The organism is Rhodococcus sp. PvR044, from assembly GCF_040548995.1.
Taxonomy (GTDB): Bacteria; Actinomycetota; Actinomycetes; order Mycobacteriales; family Mycobacteriaceae; genus Rhodococcus_G; species Rhodococcus_G oryzae.
The window spans coordinates 419941-436573 of record NZ_JBEPSX010000002.1 but is presented as its reverse complement, the minus strand read 5'-3'; the positions used below and the strand labels follow the sequence as shown (position 1 = coordinate 436573).

General features: G+C 65.0%; 17 protein-coding genes. 8 read left to right on the top strand and 9 right to left on the bottom strand.

What is annotated here, in order from left to right:
• Positions 1-31: 31 nt before the first annotated feature.
• The 7 genes from ABIC28_RS08150 to ABIC28_RS08120 all read right to left on the bottom strand — a co-directional run bounded on the left by ABIC28_RS08150 (position 32) and on the right by ABIC28_RS08120 (position 5889).
• A complete protein-coding gene (locus tag ABIC28_RS08150; protein WP_354578340.1) occupies positions 32-805 on the bottom strand; it encodes an SHOCT domain-containing protein in 774 nt (257 codons plus the stop codon).
• 134 nt (positions 806-939) lie between these two features.
• A complete protein-coding gene (locus ABIC28_RS08145) occupies positions 940-1851 on the bottom strand; it encodes a hypothetical protein (protein ID WP_354578338.1) in 912 nt (303 codons plus the stop codon).
• 129 nt (positions 1852-1980) lie between these two features.
• Complete coding sequence (locus tag ABIC28_RS08140; protein WP_354578336.1) at positions 1981-3417, bottom strand: hypothetical protein; 1437 nt, start codon at positions 3415-3417, stop codon at positions 1981-1983.
• Positions 3418-3528: 111 nt separating this feature from the next.
• Complete coding sequence (locus ABIC28_RS08135; RefSeq protein ID WP_354578334.1) at positions 3529-3948, bottom strand: hypothetical protein; 420 nt, start codon at positions 3946-3948, stop codon at positions 3529-3531.
• 48 nt (positions 3949-3996) lie between these two features.
• On the bottom strand, positions 3997-4374 hold the full coding sequence (locus ABIC28_RS08130) for a DUF4234 domain-containing protein (protein ID WP_354578332.1): 378 nt from the start codon (positions 4372-4374) through the stop codon (positions 3997-3999).
• A 244-nt stretch (positions 4375-4618) separates the two neighbouring features.
• Complete coding sequence (locus ABIC28_RS08125) at positions 4619-5218, bottom strand: MmpS family transport accessory protein (protein WP_354578330.1); 600 nt, start codon at positions 5216-5218, stop codon at positions 4619-4621.
• A gap of 206 nt (positions 5219-5424) precedes the next feature.
• Positions 5425-5889, bottom strand: coding sequence for an Rv1352/Rv1906c domain-containing protein (locus ABIC28_RS08120; RefSeq protein ID WP_354578328.1), 465 nt, complete (start codon positions 5887-5889; stop codon positions 5425-5427).
• A 507-nt stretch (positions 5890-6396) separates the two neighbouring features.
• Between ABIC28_RS08120 and ABIC28_RS08115 the strand changes: the two genes are divergently transcribed.
• From ABIC28_RS08115 to ABIC28_RS08080, 8 genes are all read left to right on the top strand, one after another.
• A complete protein-coding gene (locus ABIC28_RS08115; RefSeq protein WP_502944997.1) occupies positions 6397-7611 on the top strand; it encodes a sensor histidine kinase in 1215 nt (404 codons plus the stop codon).
• A gap of 69 nt (positions 7612-7680) precedes the next feature.
• The gene (locus ABIC28_RS08110) at positions 7681-8340 is read left to right on the top strand and encodes a response regulator (RefSeq protein ID WP_354578326.1); all 660 of its coding nucleotides are present in this window, start codon (positions 7681-7683) and stop codon (positions 8338-8340) included.
• 529 nt (positions 8341-8869) lie between these two features.
• Positions 8870-9451, top strand: coding sequence for a hypothetical protein (locus ABIC28_RS08105; RefSeq protein WP_354578324.1), 582 nt, complete (start codon positions 8870-8872; stop codon positions 9449-9451).
• Positions 9415-10323 (top strand): hypothetical protein, encoded by a 909-nt coding sequence (locus ABIC28_RS08100; protein ID WP_354578322.1) that lies wholly within the window; start codon positions 9415-9417, stop codon positions 10321-10323. Before ABIC28_RS08105 ends, ABIC28_RS08100 begins: the two co-directional genes overlap by 37 nt.
• On the top strand, positions 10320-11105 hold the full coding sequence (locus ABIC28_RS08095) for a hypothetical protein (protein WP_354578320.1): 786 nt from the start codon (positions 10320-10322) through the stop codon (positions 11103-11105). Before ABIC28_RS08100 ends, ABIC28_RS08095 begins: the two co-directional genes overlap by 4 nt.
• Positions 11106-11274: 169 nt before the next feature.
• Positions 11275-13038: an McrB family protein gene (locus ABIC28_RS08090; protein ID WP_354578318.1), complete on the top strand. Its 1764-nt coding sequence runs from the start codon at positions 11275-11277 to the stop codon at positions 13036-13038.
• Positions 13039-13135: 97 nt separating this feature from the next.
• Positions 13136-14233 (top strand): McrC family protein, encoded by a 1098-nt coding sequence (locus ABIC28_RS08085; RefSeq protein WP_354578316.1) that lies wholly within the window; start codon positions 13136-13138, stop codon positions 14231-14233.
• Positions 14234-14451: 218 nt separating this feature from the next.
• The gene (locus tag ABIC28_RS08080) at positions 14452-14670 is read left to right on the top strand and encodes an RsmA family anti-sigma factor (protein WP_354578314.1); all 219 of its coding nucleotides are present in this window, start codon (positions 14452-14454) and stop codon (positions 14668-14670) included.
• Between the two features lie 100 nt (positions 14671-14770).
• Here ABIC28_RS08080 and ABIC28_RS08075 read toward each other — a convergent pair whose 3' ends face one another.
• Both ABIC28_RS08075 and ABIC28_RS08070 read right to left on the bottom strand, forming a co-directional pair.
• The gene (locus ABIC28_RS08075; protein WP_354578312.1) at positions 14771-15100 is read right to left on the bottom strand and encodes a CD225/dispanin family protein; all 330 of its coding nucleotides are present in this window, start codon (positions 15098-15100) and stop codon (positions 14771-14773) included.
• A 184-nt stretch (positions 15101-15284) separates the two neighbouring features.
• Positions 15285-16550 carry a DUF7373 family lipoprotein gene (locus ABIC28_RS08070; RefSeq protein WP_354578310.1) on the bottom strand — a complete coding sequence of 422 codons (1266 nt, stop codon included), beginning with the start codon at positions 16548-16550 and terminating at the stop codon, positions 15285-15287.
• Positions 16551-16633 lie beyond the last annotated feature (83 nt).

Here is a 16633-nt window from a genome sequence, read left to right as displayed (position 1 = left end):
GGATCCTCGAGGGAAAGCAGGGTGCACGACCTCACATGCGCGCGAGAATCTCGGCCTTCTTCGCTGCGAACTCGTCCTCAGTGAGGACACCGGCGTCGCGTAGTTCGCCGAGCTTGACCAGTTGCTCCATCGGGTCAAGCTGCTTGGCGGTCACTTCGGGAACGATGGGCGCGTGCTGGGATGCGTGCGCGGGCGGCGGCGTCGCCACGTGGGGGGCAAGCCCTGACGTGTAGTGGTGGGTGTTCGCGAGGGTGTGCGCTGCCATTCGTGCGTCATACGCGACACGGTTGATGATCGCCACCGCTTCACGAGGGTTGGGAACGTCACGAAGGATCGCTTGTTCGACGCCGGACTGCCGATGGATGTGCACGACCACATCACCGATTCCGCGAGCCTTCTGCGTCAGGGTCTGACGCATGTCGATGTCGAACAGCTGGTTGGTAGGCACCTGCTGTGCGTTCGTAGTGAGGGTGCCGGTCTCGAAGAAGAGGGTGCTGGCCGTCATGCGGTAGCGGCCACCTCCGACGCCTGTCAGCGGCTGCCCCTTCGCGGACCACACGACATCCGGGCCCTGCGCCAGCGCATCCGATTCCGCGCTCGCGTGAGCCGCTATCCCTTGAGCTGCTCTTTTCAGCATTCCGGCGACAGAGCTGCCGGCGGTCGGCTCCGGCGTGCCGTCATCAATCACAATCTGCCAGCCCGCTGGCGCCGGAGGCCACGCTGCGTCCGGCTCCCAGCCTGCAAACGGGAGCCAGCCCTCAGGTGCAGCTGGCCAGCCAGGAGCGGGATTGAACTTCTTCGCCATCGAACTCACAGTCCTTGTCATCTGAAACCACACACGCGCGATCAGGGTAGTGGCCGGATTATCTCCGGCTGGCCTGTACCCGCGCTATGCCACCAGGCCGATCAACGGGATTCTGTCGCGCCGATTGTCGGGGCCTAGGGGCCGTACACCCACTGGTCGCCAGCACACATGATCGCCTTGCCCGCGGGCGTTTGGGAAACCCGGTCGGTGGCAGTGTCGCAGGCATCTCCGACGTTGTTGATCCCGGAGATCGGGGCGCTGTTGACCCATTTCGTTCCGCCGCCGGCGCCCATGTAGACGCAGACGATGTTGGCACCGGTGTTGACGTCGGTGCCGATGTCGCTGGGCGACGAGCACGGTTGACCGACGGTCACCACACCGCCAGGTGACTGAGCTGGCTGAGCTTCCTCGGTTGTCTCGATGACGACCGGTTCCGGTTCCGGCGCCGCCTCAACTGGCGGGGGCGGTGGCACGGGCGTGGCGCCTACCGTGGACCAGGTCGCGTTCACGGACTGGTTCGGGGTGTAGCGCACCCGGTCGATCGCAGCGCCGTCAGCCACGGGGAAGACCACCCAACCGCGCACGCATTCCCCGACATTGACGACCTCCGAGCCCACCGGGTACTCGGGTCGCGGGAACTGGTTGTACGTCAGACCCGATACTGGGTAACGACCGTTGGTGGCATCGAGGACCGACCACTCCGACCAGCTGACGGACATCGGTGATGGGGAAGCGTCCACACAGGTTTGGACCTCGGCGCTGACCCAATGTCCGCCGCCGGACGGAGCCGGAGCCCCGGGGGCGGCGGCAGGGTTGAAGTTGAGCACGCTGACCCTGGCCGTAACGCCTCCCTCATCGCCGGTGAAGGTCAGCTCCGACCCGAGCGGCTCGGGCGCCTTCGATACCGTGCTCGGTGCTGCTGATGCCGCCGAAGTCTCAGGCGCTGTTTGCTGGTCGTCGCTGCCGCCGCACCCCGCCGTCGTGGCCGCGATCGCCGCAATGGCCACGGTGACCCGTCCCACGTGCCCACCCCACGTCCGGTTCATTCGCGAATCCTCCCATGCTCGTACTTGTACTCGTTGTGGATCAGGCGGCCTGACTGGGCATTCGAGGTGATGCGCAGGGTTGTCCGACCCTCCCGCTGATGACCGATGCCTTCGTCGCCCGGCCCGTACCTACCAGTTGCCACCGGCCAGCAGCTGGTCGGCGTGCTGAACCGTTGCCTCGATCATCGCGTCGATGCGGACGAAGGGGTGTTTCGCTGTCAGGCCCGCGATCACCGGATCAGTCATGACGTCGAGCTGGACAGAGTAGGGGCCGTTCGACCAGCTGATGCGGGAGATGCCGAGCTCGGTGTTGATGATCTTGGCGCCGCCGCGGGCGGCGTCGAAGGGGACTCGGGTGCCGCTGGCGGTCAGGAAGGTCTGTTCGGCGCTGGTCGCGTCGTCGGCCTGCGCGCGTGCGGCCTCCGGGCTGGTCAGGAGATCGACCTCAATGACCACCCCGCTGTCGGCGTTGCCGCACGCGTAGGTGGCTCGAATGTCGCCGGATGCGAACTCATCCGGTGCGCCGGGGGCCGCTGCGGTGCGCTCCTCGAAGCCGCCGGCGGTCAGCGCCGCGGGATCGAGCAAGGCGCAGGGGTTGTGTGCCGGGACTGCCGGTGCGGGCGGTCCGGGCGGCGCGGCTGCAGGTGCAGGTGCAGGGCCCGGCTGGCCGGGGAAGCGCACAGCTCCGGGGCATCCGATCCGCGTGTACTCGTAGGCGTCCTTGCCTGTTTCTGTGCCTGGAGGGCCGTTGAGGGGCTGCCCGCCGTAGACGATCCAGCAGGGTCGTCCGCCCCCGTAGCTGCTCTCATCGAATTCGGCATCCCATTCGATGGTGGTCAGCGCGTAGTCGGCGTCATTGGCGTACCCATAGCAGTAGGCGGCCTTGGTCTTCTCGAGGTAATGCTGCACGCACTGCTTTTGGAGGGCTTTGACCTGTTCCGCGTCGTCGGTTCCCGCGACGTAGCGCACGTTCGACTGACCGCCCTTGTGCTCCTTCGAGACGCCATGCGCCCGCACCATCGACTCGGAGAACGTCAGCGGGGCCGGGGCGGCGGTGGTGGACCCGGCGGGCGGAGTCGATGCCGCGGAGGACATGGACTCGGCGGGCGGCGGGGAGGCGGGTGTCGCCTGCTCGGACGTCCCGGTTTCCGCCCCGTAGGCCTCGAGCTCGTCGTAATGAACGGCGACGTCGAGCACACAAGCGAGCACCAGGAAGGCGAAGGGTGCGGCGACCCCGATCGCCAGATTCCGAAGCACGGTGCCGGCTCGCTTGTTGGGCGGAGTCCCGGCGGCCGCCGTTGCCCGGGCGCGTCGCTTGAGGATCGGGGCGACGAGGGAGAAGTACAGCAACGGCCACGCGATTGCGATCATCAGTGCCGCGGGAATGAACAGTGGATCGGTGATGAAGAAGCTGACCGCGAGGAGCAGAAAGAGGGCCCCGATCGCGGTGCCGACGATTCGCAGCGCAATCCACAGGCCGGCCCGGGGTTTCGGCGGCTGCGGCGGGGGGTCAGGTTGCCACTGCGGCGGTGTGGATGGCGGCTGCCACTGCGGAGGCTGGGTCATCTCGTCCTCATTTCACCTGCGGGATTTGGTCGGCCCGGCCGAGGGACTGGAGTCAGCTTTCATGGAGCAGTCGGCCGCACCTGACCCCTCCCGGCCGAGAACGATGCGGGGTCAGCGCAGCTGCACCATGCAAAAGTTGCTGGGCGTATCGAGGATGCCGTCGACCGACCCGCTCATCGTGTCCCAGTAGTGCGAGTTCTGGTACAGAACTTGACCGTTGGACGCGTTGTAGACCGTGCAGGAGATCGCAGTATCCGACGCCGCCCGGGGTTCGAGTCCGACCCAGTGGCCCGGTCGAGCGACGAAGTGGTGTCGGGCGACGCCGCCGCACACAGTGCCGGTCGCGCGGGCGCCGTTGTCCTCCCACCAGGAGAAGCCCATGCAACTGGCCGCGCCACCCCAACCGACCACCGAGACGATGTCGTCTCCAGGCCGGTAGGAACCGGCGGCGTTGGCGGTCCCGACGCCGAGAGTGCTGGCGATTGCAGTTGCGCTGGCGATCGCGATCGGAGCGAGTGTGCGGAGCTTCATGCTCGGGTCCTGTCCTGTTGAGGGTCGATTGCGGACGGGCGGATCAGGTCAGGCGATCTTGTTCAGCTCATGCTGGTAGTAGAAGCTGCTGAGGCCGAACACGAAACACAGCAGGAGACCGATGACGGGGCTGCAGGTGCCCTCGCTGCCAGCACGAATCTGGGCCTCTCGGATACGCGCGCCGGTGCGGTAGAAGCTGATCAGGAACGGAATTCCCAGCCACCCCAGGAAGATCAGCACGAGAACGGGCCCAGCAACGGGGGCGTTCGGATCGCGGGACTGGTCGGCCATCTCGCGGTGAATCTTGTAGTACCAGACGAAGAGATAGATACCGAGAGTGATCAGCGGGAGGCCGAGCCAGACGCCCCACGGGTTGCGACGCTTGATCGGCGAGACGGACTGCGACGCAGTCGTAGTGGTGGTCATGATCGTCCTATTCGTCGGGGATCGGTTGAGCCGGACAGATGGAGAGGTGGAGAGGTGGAGGTGCCGAGTCTCGAGGGACCTCGGTGGCATCAACGACTGATGTGACAGCCCCCCGCGCTGCTGCCAGCGCGGGGGGGGTAAAGCGGCCATCGCTGGTTCTGGAGCGCGCCGACCTAGGCGACTGAGCCGGCGGTCGGGCAGAACATGTCCGTGAACCGCCTGATGGCGGTGCCCGGACCGCGCATCACAATCCAGCTGTGCAACTCGCGACCGCGTACTGCCCGGTCGCGGTCTGCTCGTCCTTCACCTTTCCGTCGACGGACACTCGGCACGTCACCGAGGTTCCTTCGGTCTGGGCGGTCACTCCCGCGATCACGAACGTCGACGAGTTCTTCACCGTCTTCGACCACGGAGCGGCAGGAGAGGATTCCTGCTGGATGGCGCTGTTCTCATCGAAGTAGGTCACGTTGTTGAGAGAGCCACTGTCTGAGATGACCTCGTACACCACCGTCTTGCCCTTGCCTGACGACTCGGCGGGCTTGAGCGGCGGCAACTCCGAAACCGGGGCGGGCGCCGGGGCACCCTGCTCGGGCGCAACCACTGGCGGCTGCTGCTCTGCGACACCGTCGGATCCGGATCCTGAGCTGACGGTGGCCTTCTCGTCGCCGCCGACGGCGGAGACCATGGCCACGGTGCAGCCACCGAAGAGCAGCACCGGGATACCGATGACGATCCACGGCCAGATCTTGCGCTTCTTCTTCGGCGGCTGCTGCGGCGGGAACGGCTGCTGCGGGTAGGGCTGATTCGGGTACTGCCCGGGGTTGGGCTGATTCGGATCGGTCACGTCGATTCCTCCTTGGGAATGTCGCCTTGTGTTGCCGGCGGTGTTCGCCTGCGATCGCGTCGCGTATGCGTGATGCGAGCTCAAGCTGAGATGGATCCGCCGACGGTGATCGGTTCACCATGCAGCGGAGCGATGACGAAGCCCCCCTGCCCGTCGTGTCGGGGGACGGGACGGCTTCGTTACCGCGCCTGAACAGGGGTGGGCTGTCAGAGGCCGGTGGATCCGGCCATCACGAGCGGGAGGGCGAGGGGCAGAACGGCGCTGCCGACAACCGCGGACCCGACGACGGCGGATCCGACTGCGGCGCCGGTCAGGTCGGGTGCCGGGGCAACCGGGACATCGCCGATGCGGGTCCAGGTACCGCAGTCTTCGGACTCGAAGGCGTAGTCCGAGGGCAGGACGGTGACGATGACCTTCTCGGAGTGGGTGTAGTCGGAGGCGATGATGTCTTCGAGGTCGCCGGTGGTGCCGGACAGGCGCTTCCAGTAGCAACCCATGTAGTCGTCGACCTGGCCGGATGCGGCGTACTGCCCGGGCGCAAGCTCAGCGCCGACGAGGTAGGTGCCCTCCCCGGGGGCAGTGGTCTGCGCCGCGCTGGCGGTGCCGGCGCCGGCAACAATCAGGCCGGCCGCGGCGACGGTGCCTGCGATCGTGGCGGCATGCTTGTTCATGGATCTTCTCCTGATGGGTTAGTTGCACCCGATTGGGCGCAGGGCTGTTGAGGGCCTGCGGTTACAGGCCGAAGGTGAGGTCGGTGTGGGGTGTGACTGACCGCGCGCGGTCAGATCTCAATGAGGGGTGAACCGATGGCGGTCGTCACGCGGAATGCACAGCCGGATACGGCAGCGTGAAGCGGTGTGGCCATGGTTTCGTATCCCCCCAGTTAAATGCACCCGCAGTATCGGCGCGGTGCGTGTTCCCCCGTCGGGAAAGATAGCGCCGCGTTCAACTACTTCACAGTCAGTTCGTCAGAAGTGTGAGGTTCTGCACTGCATAGGTGGTCACGGGCGGTCTCCCTTCGCGGCTGTTGCGGTGGTGCCTACAGCTCACTCGACTGGGCGGTTGCTGCGCCTCGTCCGATCGGGCGGAGTAGGTCGTCCTTTCGGACGGACCTCGTCTCGAATCTCCACCTTTCGGGTCCTGCCGGAGCCGTGCGGTCGTTGCGTAGCCTCCATGCGGTGACCGCGAACGCCGAGATCATCCGTCGCCGCGCCTGGACAACGGGCGCGGTGACGCTCAGCGTGTTCTGCACCCTGATGACCCTCGGACTGTCCTCGGACTCGGGGAACGTCCACGACCTCAACCTCGGCCTCGGGTTGCTGCTGAACCTCGGTGCGGCAGCCGCGTTGGTGTGGCGCCATGAACGCCCCTGGCTCGTCCTCGCGCTCGCCGTTGCGGGCCCACTGTTCTTCTCCACCGACGCCACGGCCGCGCTGATCGTGCTCTACGCAATCGCGAAGACCGAGCGCGGCGAGCGCCTGGCCGCCGCGACCCTTGCAGTGTTCCTGGCATGCGGCGCCTCCCTGACCTACGACGCGCACCGCACCCGCGACAACTCGGTTCTCACCATGGCCGCCACCCGGCCGGAGAAGGGCGCACCCAAGCCGGAATGGGATATCGCACTATGGATTCCATGGTTCGTCGCCGCGATGCTCGTCGCGATCGTGGTCGGCTCCGCGATGCTCAAACACACCCGGACCGAATTGGCTCAAGCCGAGCACAGCCGCGACGTCGCGAACGAGCAGACCTACGTGATGCGCGACGAGGTGATCCGGACCGAGGAACGCACCCGCATCGCCCGGGACATGCACGACACCCTCGCCGCGAGCCTCAGCCGCATCTCATTGTTCGCCGGCGCCCTCCAGGTCAACGGCGCCGACAACCCTGAGAAGGTCGCCAACACCGCCTCGATGATCCGCTCCACCGCCCACGACGCGCTCGACGACCTCAAACACATCGTCGGGGTGCTCCGCGGATCCGCGGCCGCGAGCGCCCGGCCGAGCGGCCACCAGGGCATCGACAGTATCGCCGAGCTCGTGCAATCAGCGCGTGCCGCCGGCCTGCACGCCACCCTGTTCACCGACCTGCGGCCCGGCGACGTCGGAACCGTGTCCGGTCACGTCACCTACCGCGTGGTGCAGGAATCGCTCACCAACGCCCAGAAGTACGCGAGCGACCAGACCATCCGCATCGCGATCAGCGGCGCCTCCGAGGTCGGCATCCGCATTGACATCCGCAACACCCTGTCCGCTCAACCTCCGACCGTGCCGCCCGGGTCCGGGGCGGGCCTGCGCGGACTCTCCGAACAGACCCGCGACGTCGGTGGCACCTTCAACGCCGGCGTGCTCGGCACCGAGTTCGTCGTCGACTGCTGGCTCCCCTGGTACGCCTGAACGGAATCCGCCCCTGATCGTCCAGTCCCTCGATCAGGCCGCGGCGCTGGGTAATACCCTGACGGCACCATGACTGCTGCCGACGTCATCACCGTGCTCATCGCCGACGACGACCCCTTCGTCCGCCGCGGAGTGGCCGACATCTTCGCCGCCGCCGCGGACATCACCGTTGTCGCCGGCGTCGACGACGGCGACCAGGTCCCCGCCGCCGTCGCCGCCCACCGCCCCCGAGTGGTGCTGATGGACCTGAAAATGCGGCGCATCGGAGGCCTCCAGGCCACCCGCCACCTCATGACCCTCCCCGACCCACCGCGAGTGATCGCGATGACCGCCATGGACGTCGACGACCTCGTCATCCAGGCAGTCACAGCCGGAGCCCACAGCTTCCTCTCCAAGGACGAAGCCCCCGAAACCTTCCACCAGTCCGTCCGGGCCGTAGCCGCCGGCAACACCCTGTTCAGCCAGGACTCCCTGCGGCGCATCGTCATCGGAACACCACAGCCCTCAGTGCCGGCCGCTGCGCCGGTCAATCTGGGAACGCTCAGCGAGCGGGAACGCGACGTCCTGCAGGCCCTGGCCACCGGCGCGTCGAACGCCGACATCGCCGCCGCCCTGTTCCTCAGCGAAACCACCGTCAAGACCCACATCTCCTCGGTCTTCACCAAACTCGGCACCCGCAACCGCGTGGAGGCAGCACTCACCGCCTTCCGAGCTGGCCTGGTTACCTGAGACCCAGCCTCTGGCCGCGGATCCGACAGCGCTCAGGCATGCGCTCCCGCTGACCGCCGACCACGTGGGCTGACGGACGGATCACCCTCGGCGCCCGCTCCGGCCTACGGCGTGGGTTAGCGCCAGGTCCGGGCGCTGGTCCTGGGTTGTTGCCCACGGCAACCCAGCATGGCGGAGAGTTTTCCGACTGCCAACGCGCTTCCCATTGTCACGTTCCATCAATCCATCCATAGTTATGACTCAAAACTTATTGCCATTAAGAGGCGCCGACAAAAGAGCAACCAGATTTTCATTTAAGTAAATAGACTCATTTCGCAAATAAACCATCGCTGCAGGTCAGGGCTAATGATGAGCCCTAACACCGTGCGCCTGAAGAAAGTTCTCGAAACGCGTTGCATTTCGCCACCCGATGTCGTAGCGTTTCCTCAGCGGACGCCGATTGAGCGAGCAGGATCGACCATTCGGCGCTAGCTCGCAGGTTCTCGAATTAACTATTTCAGAGAAATTCAATTGAGGGGAGAGTTCTGCCATGAAGGGAAGCATCAAGGTCGTCATCGACGGGTACAACTGCATCAATGGTACGGAATCTGTTCTGCCGCATGGCCTTTCGTCGTCATTGATCGATTTGGATTTCGGTCGCCTCGCAGATGCAATAGGCGCGAAGTTCAATCGCGACGTGCAGGTATCCGAGGTGACTGTGCACATGGGAATTGCGAATCCCCAATTTCACCCGGCGCGGTTTCAGCGGGAATCTCTGCGGATCCTGCGATGGGAGCGCGATTCCCGCGTCCACGTCCGAGCTCGGACCAGCAAGTTCGTCGCCGAACTCGGCAAGTACGAGGAGAAGGGTGTCGACACCGCGATCGCGCTGGACCTGATCAACGCGCAGGCATCGGGGCGGTTCGATGCAGTGGTGCTGTTCGGTGCCGATCACGATCACGAGCCGGCGTTCCGGCAAGCGTTCACCGCCCCAGGAGCGCAGGCAGTCCTCGCCCGGTGGGATGGCCAACGTGGGTTCTGGCCCCATGACCTCAAGCCCTGGTGCCACTACCTCGGCGAGGAAGACCTTGCAGTGTGCTCGAGGCTGCACACCAACCGGGCGGCGGCGTGATGAGGGCGCAGGGCAGGCCGACGCCCGACACCCTCGGCTGCTCCTGGCTCCTGGCGGATCACCTCGGCCGCAACGAGATCGATTGCGTCGACGACATCGCGGCGCAAGCAAACGTGATGGCGGCATTCAGCGACACCCTGTGTGCGCGGCTCGACCCACACGTCGCGCACGCTATTGCTGCCACTGACACGGGAGCGCGGGATCCGCAACAGTGGCCCATGAGCGAGGGATTCTTCCTGTCCGTCATCGCCACTCGGGCCGAGCAGGTCTTCCGGTCCGTACGCGCCGCTGCGGACCTCCACGAGCTCGGGCACATCGAGGCCGAGTGGGCGGTACTCGAGCAGGGAACCGATGCGCTGGCGCGACTGTGGGCACTGACCGAGTTCCCCCTGATCGACACTCACCTCGCGCAGGCACAGGCGGCCGCTGCATGCTGGCAAGCTCTCCCGATTTGGGCCGAGGCTGTTGGGGTCGTGGTCAAGGCCCACCCGCGCCTGACCGAGTTGAAGGCCCCGAGGCCGGCTGAGACCGGTCATTGGACCTTGGACGACGTCGGTGACGCCACCGATGAGTGGGTGGAACTCCTCGACGCGATCGGCGCCGGCGCTGCCTTGGCTCGCTGCGATGTACCAGTCTCGATCCTGACCCGGCCGGACCTGACATCCGAGGAGCGATCCAAGCTCGCCTTGCATCGGCACACCGCGGACGTGCGCCGAATGCAGACGGTCTGCGCCACCGAGCTCGTCCAGCACGCCGGCACAGCTCTGTGCCGCGGGTTCTTCCACAGCACGAACGACGAACGATGGGAACAGTTCATGGGCGAGATCACGCACTCGGCCCGGTTCACCCGCGGCCTGATCGGACAGCAATGAGCGAGTGCGCGGCGAGCACGGCCGCAGACCTCGCCGAGCGGCTCTACTCGTTCGTCCCCGCAGATGGCAGCACCGTTACCAATCGGGCGGTCCGTGCGCACCTCGGTTGCAGCGAGGAAGAGTACTGGCCCATCAAGAACCAGCTCGTGGCGGGCGGGCAACTGTTTCACGGGCGGGGCCGTGGAGGCACCCTGCGGCGCGCCGAAGTCGACGAACAGGCACCCCCGGCGATCGGCCCCGCCCTTGCACCTGTGGTCCGGGAGAGCGACCTGTACGAGCCGATGGCCGCCGTCATTCGGGGTGACCGCGCCCGCGACCTGGGCTCCGCGCCGCTCGGCGTTGTTGTGACCGCCATGCAAGGAAGTCGTCTGACCGGCGGCCCGTGGAGTCGGCCGGACATCGCCTGCGTGGAGATCAGGGCATATCCGTATGTGCCCGGGAAGTGGCTGAACCTGACCACCTTCGAAGTCAAGGCGGCCGATTCGATCAGCTCGCAGGCTGTTTACGAGGCACGGTCGCACCGCAATGCCGCCACCCACGCGTATGTGCTCCTACACGTCCCTGATCCGATCGCCGCGTCAGCGCAGATCGACAATGTCGTTGCCGCGGCGCGTCAACAGGACATCGGCGTTATCGTCGCCGGTGACCCCGGGGACTACGACACCTGGGAGGAGAAGCTCGAGGCCCCGCGCGTCGAACCAGATCCCGATCAGCTCAACCAATTCATCACCACGCAACTCCCAGACTCCGTCCGCCACAACCTCGCGTGTGCGCTGCGGTGAGCATCGCTCCGCGCCCCGATTGCTATTGATCCCATTGAGGTCTGATCGGACACCGGTTCCGCACAGCGATAACGTCCACAGACCGTGCGACCGGAGGAGCAGACTTGTACAGGCCTGGTAATCAGCCCTGCCAACACGTCCGTCGGATCCACCCGGTAGAAGTGCACCTATGAGTGCTGAGTACACCACGAAGGGCCTCGACGGTCTCGACAAGCTCGAAGCGATTGGTCGGCGCCTGATCGTCGACGGATATCTAGCTGGAGACTCGGTGCTCACCCCCGGGACCGCCGTGTGGAGTCCTGCCAATTTCGCCGAACTCAAGCGCATATACATCGACCGCCCCTACATGAGCTCGGACAAGAGCTTCTTCGAGAAGCTCCGTGTCCAGTTTGAAGGCGCCTCTGACGGTGCAATCCAGCTGTTCGCTGAACTGCTCTTGATCAACGTGCTCCCGTTATCGAGTTACCTCGGCAAGACGAAGGTCAACCATGTCGAGCAGGTGCTCGACATGATGGCCAACCCAGTGACGGTTCCCGACGATATCGCTCAGGCTGCAAAGATCGGAGCATTCAACGGAGGCACCGCATTTGGCGTGCGTCGCTGGTCACAGATGTGGCTCCTCATCTTCTTCGGCCTGCATCTGCACACCCTGCCCGACGAACGGCGCATCAAGATCGCTGAGGATCCACTCGAATTCCGAGCCGCGTTGGCGGAGGTTGAAAAACCGAACGAGCCTGCCCAGCGCGCGGCGCTTCGTTACCTGGCGTTTCCTAGGTTCTTCCTACCTCTCGTGAACAGTAAGGACCGCAAGCTCATCCGAGATACCTTCGCGTCGTATCTTGACCGGGCGGCAACCGCGGACGTTGACGTCGACCTCAACGACATCAACATCGCCTTCGAGGCGGAGCAGAACGGACCCATCGACTACTACCGAGACCCGTGGGTGTCGATGTGGCGGCCAGCCAAACCCGCCAAAAACGAGGACATCGACCCCGATCTCGACATTGCTGTCGACGACATAGAGGCGCCACTGCTCGATGCCGACCTGCCCGATCCAAGCCAAGAACTTGCCGACCAACTGCACGTCGATCTGGACTGGTTGGCCAAGTGCGTCAACCTGCTTAGGGACCGCCCGCAGCTGATCTTCTACGGGCCTCCCGGCACTGGAAAGACCTACGTTGCAAAGGCGTTGGCTCGGCATCTCGCCGGCCCGGACAATGTGAAGATTGTGCAGTTCCACCCGGCCTATAGCTACGAGGACTTCTTCGAGGGTTTCCGCCCACTGTCCCAGGGCAACGGCCAGGTCGGGTTCGAGCTCAAGCCCGGCCCGCTACGCGTCCTCGTCGAGCAGGCCCGCAGCAACCCGGATCAGGTATTCGCGCTGGTTATCGACGAGATCAACCGAGGCAACCTAGCCAAGATCTTCGGTGAGCTGTACTTCCTACTCGAGTACCGCGACGAGGCGATCGACCTGATGTACTCGTCCAAGGACACCGAGCCGTTCACGCTGCCCCGGAACCTACTGATGATCGGCACGATGAACACCGCAGACCGATCCATCGCTCTCGTCGACGCCGCGATGCGTCGCCGCTTCTCGTTCCTTCCGTTGCACCCGGCCCTCGAACCGACGAACAAGATGCTGCGGCGCTGGCTCGAGACCCGCAACTACCCGACCAAGGTCGCCGACCTCCACGATGCGCTCAATGCCCGCATCCCCGACCCCAACTTCCTGATCGGCCCGTCGTACTTCATGCGCCCTGCCGTGCACAGCACCGGCGGGCTGAGCCAGGTGTGGGAGACCTCAATCCTGCCGTTGCTCGAGGAATACCACTTCGGCGACACCGCCGTGGATATCGAAGCGACCTATGGCCTCGCGGTGCTGGAGAAAATCGTGCCAGGGGGTGAGTCCCCTGACGGCGCTGACGCTCCGTGAGTTCCCCGCCTGCCGCCACGTCCGGGGGACTTGTGAGCAGTGCCGCCCTGAAGTTGACCTGACTCCAACCCAGGCCTCAGCGCTCGCGGCAAGCGAATTGGTCACCATCACTCCGACCATTATCCCGGGCCGGTTTGCGCTTACAGCGGCCAAAAAGATTGGTGCCGTCTCCGTAGGGGATCTGCAGGTGCTGGTGGAGCCAAAGGTTCCCATCAACCGACTTCTTTGGCTGATGGGCTACGTCAATGATCCGAGCTTCTGGACAACCCAGACCGTGGCCCTCGACAGTCAGGCAGAGCTCGTACCAGCCTTAGCGGAAGCGTTCACCCGCGCCGCTGAACGTGCCATGGAGACTGGGCTCCTCCGAGGCTATTGCACCGTCGAGGAATCCAGCGCGGTCCTGCGCGGCCGGCTCCGCGCCGGAGAGCAATTGAGTCGGCGGTTCGGCATCGCCTTGCCTCTCGAAGTGCGGTACGACGAGTACAGCCCGGACATCGCCGAGAATCAATTGTTGCTCGCTGCGACCCTGACGCTGCTTCGGATGCCACGGATCCCGCATCGAACACGAACCAAACTGCTTGGGGTGCGTCGCACCCTCGCCGAGATAACCCCGCCGATACCAGGCACTGAGTCCCGGTGGATCCCCACCCGTTTGAATGCCCGCTACCACTGGGCGCTTCAGCTCGCCGACCTAGTGCTCGCGAACCAATCAGTCGAACAGCGCATTGGTGACGTGACAGTGTCAGGTTTCGTCGTCGACATGTGGTCGGTGTACGAGGACTTCCTGATGACCGCTCTCGGTGAGCAGATTGCCAAGAACGGTGGGCGCGGCGCCCGTCCGCGACGACCCGAACCTCGGCGGTTCCTCGATCAAAAGCGCACTGTCACAATCGAACCGGACCTGACCTGGTACGACGCCGAGGGACGACCGGAGACAGTCATCGACGCAAAGTACAAGATCCAACGCAACGGGGTCCCGAATGCAGACGTGTACCAGCTTGTGGCGTATTGCACGGCGCTGGGACTCTCCCACGGGCATTTGGTGTACGCCCAGGGCACCGCGACGCCGACATCCGTGAAGGTAGTCGGCGCCAACATCACTATCAGCTGTCACTCGGTGGACCTGGCCTTGCCGCCGGATCAGTTACTCGCGTCGATTGCCGTTCTCACTGATCGCATCCTGATCAACTGTTAGCGCGAATCAGGAGTTGCTCGACTACCCGCTCAAGTCGTCGCGCTCCGCGTACTTCCAGTTTGGCCCAACGCCTACGGCGCGGCCGAACTGCTCGACCTCATCAACGGCGCGTTCCCTGATCCCACCCATCGCCGGGGACCCGCGCCCGGAGCCGCCTGCAAAGGCTGCCCCAATCGGCGATATTGGGTTGTACGAGGGTGATCCGACAAAATGGTTGGGTGACGCCAGAATCGGAAGACTTCATGGTCGGTGAACCGCCGGACGGCCCGCCGTGGCCGGTGGAGTTCCTAGCGGACCTGCACGCCGGGCTGTATCCGGACAATCCCGATCTGCTTGGCCGCGTGTACGCCGACCCCGAAGCGTGTCGTGTTCTCGAGTCGCTGGAACAAGTCGCAGACGACCTGCGCCGGTTGGGTCGACCCCCCCTGGGCGACTGAGCATCCCATTTCCTCTGACTTGGAGAGGTCGTTGCCCGACGGGCGAGTTCTGCTATCGGAAGCCATCACGGGGTGCAGACGATGCGGCCTTCGACGGGTGTCAGTACGTCGACGCTGCGGATACGGCAACGGCCACAACGACAACGTAAAACAGCACGATCAGCACCGTGAGCACAGCCCAGATCAGGAGCGCGATCTTTCCAAGCCTCTTGGCTTGAGCAGATGCATGCCGTGCTCCTGCATGGTCGCCGACCGCCCACAGCGGGTAGACGCGGGAGGAGTGGTTGAACGCGGCGAACGCGAGGGGCCAGAAGAAGATGAGTGCGGCAGCCGCCCAACCGGTGTTCGACTCGGGCAGCGGCGGGGTGGCGGCGTAGTCGGGGGCATTGACGTTGGAGTGGGCATAGGTGGGCGTCGAGTTCGGGTACATCGAGTCTCCTTGGAGCTGTGTGGATTTCGTCTTCGTTCGGTCCTTTGTTGGATGCTGCGAATGGCGAAAAGGTTCCCGTCCGGTCGCTGGTACCGATCTCCGCGTAAACGCCTGTGGCCCCCGCAGGGTGCGGGGGCCACAGGTGACGGTTGAGGGAATGCGAGCGCTGAGATCTGACTGACGATCAGGCGTTCTGGTCGGCTTTCTCGAGGATCAGGTATTGCGCGGAGATCTGCTGGTCGACGTCCTTCTTGTTGTCGAGACCGGAGGCTTCTCCGACGTAGCGACCGTTGGCGACCATGCAGTAGTCCACGCTGCCCTGGGTGGTGTCCTTGGTGACGCAGGTGGCGTTCGGCAGTCTCTGCGGGGAGGGTGCAGTGGCGAAGCCCTGGGAAGTGAGGTCGTTGACGAACTCGTCGACGATCCGCTTGGCGCCGGCGTCGTCCTTGGCACGGTAGACGGTGGTCTTGGCGACGGCGTTGTGGTCAGATCCCGTTTCAGTGAGCACCCGGTAGGTCAGTGGCGGGTTCGTCGAGCGATGCGACATGCCGCGGGGGCCGTAGGCGGCCATGTCGTCGCCGAGTTTGGCCTGGGCGTCTTGTTCGGGGATCGCGTAGATGAGGACCTTGTCCTGGTCGATCACGGGGAAGTCGGCGGATTTGCCGCCGTTCTGCTCTTTCGTGGGCTGGGCGGGGAACTTGTCGATCATCGGGCCCTGCAGGTCCAGCGCTTTCGACACGGCCTTGGCTGTCCAATCCTTCTGCGCGGCCGGGGCGCTGGCCCAGGTGTAGATCAGGTAGTCGCCATGCGGGGTGAAGGCGTTGACGGACACCTCGGGGCCCGCATTGAACGAGTGCTCGGATGTCGAGACGAGTGTGTTGGGGAGGATCCCGATTGTCTGTGGGGTGCCGATGCCACTTCCGGAGTCGACGGTGGTGAGGTTGGTGTGGATCTCGCGGGCCGCCGCGGCGGCATCCTCGGGATTGTTGAACCGCATCACGGCATGGACGATCGACCGTGAGGGGTCGGTGACGTTGGGGGTGTTGGTCGCGGCGGTCGAGGCGTAGCCGTAGAGCATCTTGTAGTTGGAGGCGATGTCGCCGGCGGCGCCAGAGATGATGGCGCCGAGGTTTTTGCCGCTGCGCATGACCATGGTCGGCATCTTCGACATGGTGAGCTCGGGGTCGACCTCGAAGGGGACGACGGTGAACTCGGCTAGGCGCTGGCCTTCGACCTCGATGATGTCGTCCTTGGTGGCCCGCCCGAACTCGGGGGCTGCGCTGGTTGGGTAGCTGCCGGTGTCGAGGGCGGCGGGGTCTACCGCCGTGGTGACGGCATCGCCACCGGACTTGGCGGTCGGCTGGTCGTCGGTGGTGTTGCTGCAGCCGGCCAGCAGCACTCCCGCGCAGAGCACGGCCGCGGCCCGCGGCATCCATGTCGTCGTTCGCACGTGAGGTTCCTTTCGTTGTCCCCGCAGGGTGGTCGTTCTGCTCGTCGAGGCGGGTGATGTCATCAGGTTGGATGCGCGTAGTG